Raw genomic sequence first — 7,106 nt, forward strand, 5'->3', positions numbered from 1 at the left:
GCACAGCGTGCATAGGTGTGTGTTTATGTTAACATCGCGCACTATTTGCATGGCCGGAGACTTCAGTGCAGCACCCGATTCGCTTTTACGACAAACCCGCCGGCGGCCTTGGGTCGCTGCACGGCACCGCCAAGGCCTTGCGCAGCAACGGCGCCCTGCCGGCGCTGAAAGTGCTGCCCCGGCTAAACCAGCCCGGCGGCGTCGATTGCCCCGGCTGCGCCTACCCGGATTCGCCCAAGGACAAGGCGGTCGATTTCTGCGAGCAGGGCGCCTGGGCCATCGCCCATGAGGCGACCCACCGCCGCGCGACGCCGGAATTCTTCGCTGCCCATACGCTGGCGGCGCTGCGCCAGCGCGCCGAATGGGAGCTGGAAGGCTTCGGCCGCCTGACGGCGCCCATGCTGTACGACCGCGCCAGCGATACCTACCGCGAGGTGGCGTGGGAGCAGGCGTTCCAGCTGGCGGCGGCTGCGCTGCGCGGGCTCGATGCGCCCCAGCGTGCGGTGTTCTACGCCTCCGGCCGCAGCAGCAACGAGGCGGCTTTCCCATACCAGCTGTTCGCGCGCGCCTTCGGCACCAACAATCTGCCGGATTCGTCCAATTACTGCCACGAGTCGTCCGGCATGGCGCTGGGCAGCACGCTGGGCGTGGGCAAGGCCACCATCACGCGCGATGATTTTGAACATGCCGAAGCGATTTTCGTATTCGGCCAGAACCCGGCCACCAACCACCCCCGCATGCTGGGCGACCTGCGCGAGGCCGCGCTGCGCGGCTGCCGCGTGGTGGCCTTCAACCCGATGCTGGAGCCGGGCCTGCGCAGCTTCGCCGACCCGCAATCGCCGGCCGAGACCCTGACCGGGCGCGGCGCGTGCATCGCCTCGGATTACTTCCAGGTGCGCGTGGGCGGCGACCTGGCGGCGATCAGCGGCATGGCCAAGGCCGTGCTGGAAGCGGAGGACGCCGGCGCGCAAGTGCTGGACCGGGATTTCATCGCGCGCCACACCAGCGGCTTTGAAGCGTTTGCGGCCAGTGTGCGCGCCCAGCCGTGGCAGCAGATCGAGGCCGACAGCGGCCTGTCGCGCGCCCAGGTGGAGCAGGCGGCGGCCATCTATATGACGTCCAGGGCCAGCATCGCCACCTGGTGCATGGGCCTGACCCAGCACGAATATGCGATCGAGACCATCCAGGCGCTGGTCAACCTGATGCTCCTGCGCGGCAACGTCGGCAAGCCGGGCGCCGGCCTGATGCCGGTGCGCGGCCACTCCAATGTGCAGGGCGACCGCACCGTGGGCGTGACCAACCGTCCCAAGCCGGAATGGCTGGCAGGCCTGCAGCGCGTGTTCGGTTTCACGCCGCCGGCCGCATACGGCCTGGACGCGGTGGCGGCCATCGACGGCATCATGGACGGTTCGGTGCATGCCTTCCTCGGCCTGGGCGGCAATTTCGCGGTGGCGGGGCCGGACACGCCGCGCGTGCTGCAAGCGATGGAAGGCCTGCAGCTGACGGTGCACATCGCCACCAAGCTGAATCGCACCCACCTGCACCCGGGCCGGGTCGGCCTGCTGCTGCCCTGCCTCAGCCGCACCGAGCGCGATGAGCAGGCCGGCGGCCGCCAGTTCGTCAGCGTGGAAGATACTGCCAGCATGGTGCATGCATCGGCCGGCCGCAGCGATCCGGCCAGCGCCAAACTGCGCTCGGAGCCGCATATCGTGACCGAGCTGGCGCGCCACACCCTGGCCGATGGCGCGGGGCCGGAGGGTGCGCGCATCGACTGGCAGGCCATGGGCTGCGACTACAGCGTGACGCGCGGCCTGATCGAACAGGTGGCGCAATCGGCCGTGGCGGGCTTTGAGCAGTACAACCAGCGCATCGCGCAGCCGCGCGGCTTCTACCTGCCGAACAGCGCGCGCAGCCGCGACTGGCGCACCGCCAGCGGCAAGGCGCAGTTCACGGCGCTGGAGCTGCCGCAGGACACCATCATGCGCCGCGCCCGCGCGCAATACGGCGACCAGGTCCTGTGCCTGGCCACCGTGCGCGCGCACCGCCAGTACAACACCACCGTCTACCGCGACACCACGGGCGAGGTCGACCGCTACCGCGGCGTGCACCACACGCGCAAGGTGCTGTTCATCGCTGCCGCCACCATGGCGCGCCTGGGCTTGCGCGACGGCCAGCTGGTCGATGTGCATGCCGCGTCGCCGGACGGCATCGCGCGCCAGTGCAACGGCTACCAACTGGTGCGCTACGACGTGCCGGAAGGCGACGTGTTCGGCTACTTCCCGGAACTGACGCCGCTGGTGTCGCCGGCGCTGATGGCGCGCGGTTCGCGCACCCCGGCCTTCAAGGAAGTGCCGGTGCTGCTCAAGCCTGCGGGATAATCGGTTCTTCGTGGTGCATCGGCGCATCGAGCGGGATGGTGATGCGGAAGGTGGTGCCGGCGCCCGGCGTGCTGTCGACATGGATCTTGCCGCCCAGGATGGTGGTGACGATGTTGTGCACGATGTTAAGGCCCAGGCCTGAGCTGCCCTCGCTCATGCGGGTGGTGAAGAAGGGGTCGAAGATGCGGTTGATATGGCTGGCCGCGATGCCGCTGCCGTCGTCGCTGATCAGGATATCGGCGTGGTCGCCCTGCGGCACCGGCACCGTGATCGACAGGCGCCCGTGGTCGCGCTGGTGGAAGGCGTGCTGCAGCGCGTTGTCGACCAGGGCCACCAGCACCTGGCCGAGCGGGCCGGGATAGCTGTCCATCGACACCAGCGGCGCCACGTCCACCGTCACTTCATACGGCGTCTTGCGCAGCACCGGCGACAGGGTGCTGAGGTTTTCCTGGATCACCGTGTTCAGGTCGAACTTGCGGCGCTGCGAGCTGGCGCGGTCGACCGCCACCTGCTTGAAGCTCGATACCAGTTTCGCCGCGCGGTCGATATTGCGCGCCAGCAGTTCGCCGATGCCTTCGGCCTCCTCCAGGAATTTGGCCATGTCCGAGCGCCGCAAGCCGCTTTCGTAGCTGGCGCCCAGGGCGCGCACCTTGTCCGTCAGCGTGCTGGCGGCAATCATGCTGTTGCCGATCGGCGTATTCAGCTCGTGTGCGATGCCGGCCACCATCGAACCCAGGGCGGCCAGCCGCTCGCTGCGCGCCAGTTCATCCTGCGCATGGCGCGCGGCCCGGGTGCGCTCTTCGACGCGTTGTTCCAGCGATGCGTTGAGCGCTTCCAGCTCCCGGTACAGCGCGGCCTTCTCGGCCAGGCCGGCCAGGATGTTCTCGCGCATTTCGTTGATCTTGTTGGCCAGCAGGTCGAGTTCGGTGTTGCCGCCGTGGCGCAGCTGCAGCGCGGTGCTGCCCAGGTTGTCGATGTTCAGCTGGCCGACGTAGTCGCTCAGCTGCTGCAGCGGCTTGCCCAGCCAGTGCCGCACCACCAGCAGGAAGATGAACCACAGCGCCAGGGTCTTGATCACCGAGTTCACCAGGATCAGGACAAAGCCGTACTGCACCTGGCTGACCACGATGCGGCGGTTGGAGTAGACCGTCCATTTGCCGATCTGCTGTGTGGCGCCGTTTTCCAGCGCATAGGCGATCGGGAATTCGCGGCTGAAGATCCCGCCGAACAGGCCGTCGTTGCCCTGGACCGGCGCCAGGCGGCCGTCGCGCTGGGCCTGCATATGCTGGCCCTTGTCGTCCAGCACATTGCCCACGGCCCGTACCAGCTTGCCCTGGTCGTCCACCACCTTGATGCCGACCACGATCGGCAGCTCCTTCATGCCGGCCAGGATGCCGCGCATGATGTCGTCGTTGAAGCGCCACATGGCGTCGGCAATGCCGGGGCCGAAGGTGTGCTGCATGGCTTCGATCTCGCGTTCGACCCGGGTGCGCGTGTGCTTGTATTCGGCGGTCAGCTGGACGGCGGTCACCACCACGGTCACCACGAAGTAGCAGCCGAAGATGATGCGCAGCAGGCGCGCGGCGATGGAGCGGTTCACTTGAACCACCTGGTTTCAAGCTCGCGGTAGCGCGGCGAGTTGCGCAGCCTGGCGTAGCCTTCGTTAAAGCGCTCCAGCATGTCGCGGCTGCCGGGCGCGTCCTTGCTGAAGGCGATGAACAATTCCGGCGTGGCGACGGTGCCGACCATCACGAACTTGCCGCCGAATTCGGCCGGCCTGGCGCGGAACAGGGCGTTGGCAATGCGCTCTTCGGCCGCCATGTACTCGATGCGGCGCGCCAGCAGCATGCGGAAGCCTTGCTCGTTCTTGTCCACCACCTTGCGCACGATGCGCGTATTGAGGTCGAATGCGTCGCCATACTCGTAATCGCGCTGCACGCCAACCGTATGGCCTTCCAGGTCGGTGGCGCGCAGGCCGCGCTGGCTGGCGCCGGCGCGGGCGTAGATATTCATGCGGGTGCTGAACAGCGGCAGCCTGGGCCACAGGTAGTGCGGCGCAATCATGCTGTTTGGTACCGCGTCGAAACAGGCCAGCAGGCGCCCGGCCCGCGTTTCCGCCATGCAGCGCGAATAGGGCAGGGCCTTGAACTTCACCTCCACGCCCGCCAGGGCATAGGATGCGCGCACCACATCGACGGCAAAGCCGCGCGCTTGTCCATCCGGCGCGGAGGAGTAGGGCGCCCAGTCGTCCTCGGCCCCGATGACCGCCGTGGGGGCGGCGCCGGCCTGCAGCGCAAGCGCGGCGAGCAAGGCAGGGGCGAGTTTCCGGATCATGGCAGGGCGCCCCCTGCGCGCCGGCCCAGCCAGTTGGCGAAGTCGCCGGCCGGCATCGGCCGGGCCAGCAGGTAGCCTTGCATGGCGCCGCAGCCCTGCTCCTGCAGCAGGGCGCGCTGCGGTTCGGTTTCCACGCCTTCGGCCACGGTTTCCAGGTTGAGGGCGCGCGCCAGCGCGATGATCGATTGCACGATGGCCAGGGCGGCGCGGTCCTGCAGCAGCTCGCGCACGAAGGACTGGTCGATCTTCAGCACGTCGAGCGGGAAATGGCGCAGGTAGTTCAGGCTGGAGAAGCCGGTGCCGAAATCGTCGATGGCCAGCGAGAAGCCGAGCTGCTTCAGGCGCTCCAGCGTAGCGCCGGTGCGGCGCACGTCGGACATCAGCATCGATTCGGTCAGTTCCAGCTCGATCGAGCCGGGCGGCATGCCGCGCTGCTCCAGCATGCGGCCCATGGCGTCGGCGAATTCCGGCTGGGCGAACTGGCGCGCCGAGACATTGACCGCCAGCGCCGGCACCGGCAGCCCGGCGGCGCGCCAGGCCGCGTACTGGCGGCAGGCTTCGGCCAGCACCCAGTCGCCGATGGCGCCGATCAGGCCGCATTCCTCCGCCACCGGGATGAAGCGGTTGGGCGGCACCAGCTGGCCTTCGCTGTTGCGCCAGCGGATCAGGGCTTCGGCGCCGCACAGGCGGCCGTCGGCCATCGCCACCTTGGGCTGGTAGTACAGCTCGAACTGGCGTGCGGCCAGCGCGTGGCGCAGCTCCATTTCCAGCTTCAGGCGCGACAGGATGCTGGCGTTCAGCTCCGGCGCGTAGAACTGGAAATTATTGCGGCCCTGCTCCTTGGCCAGGTACATGGCGGCATCGGCGTTGCGTACCAGCACTTCGGGCGTGTCGCCGTCGTCCGGATAGCAGGCGATGCCCATGCTGGCCGAGACGTGCAGCTGCATGCCCATGATCTCGTACGGCTGCGCCAGCTGGGCCAGCATGTCCTGTGCGCGCGCGGCAATGGCCGCACCGTGGCCGGAACCGGGGCACAGCAGCACGAATTCGTCGCCGCCCATGCGGCCCACGGTGTCGCCGCCGCGCAGCGCGCCCTGCAGGCGCTGCGCCACCTGCTGCAGCAGCAGGTCGCCGCAGGCGTGGCCCAGCGAGTCGTTGATGTTCTTGAAGCGGTCGACGTCGACGAACAGCACCGCCACCTGGCTGTCGTCGCGTTTGGCCTGGGCCAGCGCCACCGCCAGCCGGTCGGCCACCAGGCGCCGGTTGGGCAGGCCGCTCAGCTCGTCGTGGAAGGCCAGGTGGGTGATGCGCTGCTCCTGCACCTTGCGCAGCGAGATGTCGGTAAACAGCGCGATATAGTGTTCCGGCTCGCCGCTGGCGTCGCGGCACAGGCTCATCGAGAACCAGGCCGGGAAGCTGTCGCCGTTGCGGCGGCGGCAGGCGAACTCGCCTTGCCAGGCATTGTTGGCGGCCAGGGTTTCCCACATGGTCTGGTACTGGATGCGGGCGCCGACGTCGGCAAACAGCAGCGACGGGTCCTGGCCCAGCACCCCCTGCGCCGGGTAGCCGGTGATGCGGGTGAAGGCGGCGTTGGTGGAGATGATGCGGTTGTGGCGGTCGCAGATCAGGATGGCGTCGTTGCTGGCTTCGAACACGCTGGCGGCCAAACGCATGCGCATGGCGTTGTGCGCCAGTTCGCGCATGGCCTGGTGCGCGCGCAGCAGGAAGCGGGTGCGGTGCGCCAGCGTGCCCCAGGCGATCGGTTTGGTGATGAAGTCGGTGGCGCCGTGCTGGAAGGCGCGCTGGATCGATTCGTTGTCGTTGACGCCGGTGACCATGGCGACCGGCACGTCGCGCCCGGCGGGCAGGGCGCGGATCTGCTGGCATACCGCCACGCCGTCGCCGTCGGGCAGCATCACGTCGAGCAGCACCACGTCGGGCAGGCAGTCCTCGAACAGGGCCTGGGCCTGCGCCGCGCTGGCCGCTTCCACCACTTCAAAGCCGCCTTCCTCCAGCGTGGCGCGGGTGATCAGGCGCGCCGCCAGCTCGTCGTCCACCACCAGTACCAGGGGCATGGCGCGCCGTTCCATCATGCCTCCTGCGCCTGCAGGTCGCGCAGGGCGGCGCTGGTGCCCTGGTACAGGCGCTCCAGTTCCGCCATCGGCTGCGCCAGGTCGTCCAGCTGGCCATGGCGGCCGCGCTGTTCCAGTTCGGCGCACAGCTCGGACAGCTGGCGCGCGCCGACATTGGCCGAGCCGTTTTTCAGCGAATGCGCGGCGCGGTAGAGCAGGGCGCCGTCGGCGCTGCGCGCGGCCATCTGCATGTCGCTGTACAGGCTGGGCGCCTGCTCCAGCCAGGCGTCCACCACCCGCCGCAGCAGGCCGGCGCGCAGCT

General features: G+C 68.6%; 5 protein-coding genes. 1 reads left to right on the plus strand and 4 read right to left on the minus strand.

Annotated features, from left to right (window positions below; genetic code table 11):
• Positions 1-65 precede the first annotated feature (65 nt).
• Entirely contained in the window at positions 66-2,378 is a 2,313-nt protein-coding gene (locus AAHE99_RS15515; protein WP_342118251.1) for an FdhF/YdeP family oxidoreductase, read from the plus strand.
• Here the strand turns inward: AAHE99_RS15515 and AAHE99_RS15520 are convergent.
• The 4 genes from AAHE99_RS15520 to AAHE99_RS15535 all read right to left on the minus strand — a co-directional run.
• Positions 2,362-3,978, minus strand: coding sequence for a sensor histidine kinase (locus AAHE99_RS15520; RefSeq protein ID WP_342118252.1), 1,617 nt, complete (start codon positions 3,976-3,978; stop codon positions 2,362-2,364). The two genes, AAHE99_RS15515 and AAHE99_RS15520, sit on opposite strands and share 17 nt — an antisense overlap.
• Positions 3,975-4,712 carry a substrate-binding periplasmic protein gene (locus AAHE99_RS15525; protein ID WP_342118253.1) on the minus strand — a complete coding sequence of 246 codons (738 nt, stop codon included), beginning with the start codon at positions 4,710-4,712 and terminating at the stop codon, positions 3,975-3,977. The genes AAHE99_RS15520 and AAHE99_RS15525 overlap by 4 nt, the downstream gene beginning before the upstream one ends.
• On the minus strand, positions 4,709-6,805 hold the full coding sequence (locus AAHE99_RS15530) for a putative bifunctional diguanylate cyclase/phosphodiesterase (protein WP_342118254.1): 2,097 nt from the start codon (positions 6,803-6,805) through the stop codon (positions 4,709-4,711). Before AAHE99_RS15530 ends, AAHE99_RS15525 begins: the two co-directional genes overlap by 4 nt.
• A partial coding sequence (locus tag AAHE99_RS15535; protein ID WP_342118255.1) for an Hpt domain-containing protein occupies positions 6,802-7,106 on the minus strand: 305 nt, incomplete at its 5' end. The genes AAHE99_RS15535 and AAHE99_RS15530, both read right to left, overlap by 4 nt.

The organism is Pseudoduganella sp. OTU4001 (genome assembly GCF_038440195.1).
Lineage (GTDB): Bacteria > Pseudomonadota > Gammaproteobacteria > Burkholderiales > Burkholderiaceae_D > Rugamonas.